The sequence below is a fragment of the Pseudaeromonas pectinilytica genome (genome assembly GCF_054780855.1).
In genome coordinates this window covers 1-1,413 of the sequence record NZ_BAAGVN010000219.1, presented here as the reverse complement: position 1 = coordinate 1,413, position 1,413 = coordinate 1, and the positions used below count along the sequence as shown (strand labels likewise).

The following is a 1,413-nucleotide window of genomic DNA, read 5'->3' as shown; positions in this document are numbered from 1 at the left end:
TGCCTCCTGCATGGAGACGCGATTAGATCACAGACGATCTGCCTGTTCAAATTTCATTAACAAAGTGCGATCCCGCCCTGATCAGTTCATTGACCAAGTCGTTGTTACATTTTTGTTCAAACGCTTCCACTATATTACTTAGCTCTTCTAAACCATCAAATGCACGTTTGGTGTAAACAAGCGTCATCGCCTCCGTCAGATGCTTGAATTGATACTTGATATCATCTAAGTCACCAAGTCGATTTGCAACAATAAACCACGCAAAGGTATGTCTGAATTTATGTGCGCTAAACTTAAAAATATCACCAGTTACATAAGGCTTACCACGACTCTTACCGCTTGATGATATATAATTACAGCCGAACTGTTCCAACTGATAGACATCACTTTTCTCTAATGAAATCTTGTAACGATTAAGTTCAAGCATAGAGTTCTTTGTTTCAGCAGCGTGTGAAAACTGTACGCTCAATGCTGACACACTACAGCAGAATAACTTGTCATCTCTTATACCCCACTCAAGCTTATGAATGTGATTCTCAGACAAGTTACGCCGTAGATGTTTTAACAATGCTTCTGCACGCTTAATGAACGACTTATTCAATCTAGTCAGAAGATTGATAGCATCATACACATCGCTATTAGCAACCCAATCCAAATCTACTGACGACTCGTCGGTTTTTGTTAAGACAGACCGTACAGCATAGTGAAAATTACCTGATTTAACACTTTTCTTCGCCGCACCATTCCGAAGCGCAAGAACCTCTTCTTTACGCATGCCAGTAAAGAGAAGTACTTGAGCATACACATGCGTCTTTAATGATTCCATAACATTAATCATTGGCTCAAACTTCCCAGACCATACTGAGCCTTTACGTACCCACAATCGATGAATTGTAGTGCCAAGAGACCCCGTCAACATGACCTTTGAATCTATCATAATAAGATCGCTAATATATCTGTCATTCAATTCCTCCCAAAGAGGCATCAACTCTTCTGCAGCCTTAATTCCTTTAGATGTTTCGAAAATCAGTTTTTTTACTACACCTGTAGGTATCACTGGATATGATAGGACAATATTGTCTCGCGCAATCTTACTAATCTCATCAAGATACAAGGTTTTAAAAGACATAGTCAGCAGATTTTGCTTTATCAATACATCTAGCCATGCAGCAAATTGAACAATTGCACCAGTTCCAAATCCATTATTACTAATCGGTGTATGTAAAAAGTCCGATATCAGATTTCTGACTTTAATCTCTGGTTGAGTCGCAAGATCTCGAAATGACTGATAACCTCGCAAACCCATATAACGAGCTAATCTAGATAAATACAGGGCTGACGCATCAGTGTTTATACTTTGAACAACCCCATACATTCGAACAAATATTGTTCATTCAGACAGCAGAGCCTGCG

At 39.3% G+C, this 1,413-nt stretch carries 1 protein-coding gene; it reads right to left on the bottom strand.

The window, feature by feature from the left end; all coding sequences use genetic code 11:
- Positions 1-46: 46 nt before the first annotated feature.
- On the bottom strand, positions 47-1,375 hold the full coding sequence (locus ACYVG7_RS10360; RefSeq protein WP_460883041.1) for a hypothetical protein: 1,329 nt from the start codon (positions 1,373-1,375) through the stop codon (positions 47-49).
- Positions 1,376-1,413 lie beyond the last annotated feature (38 nt).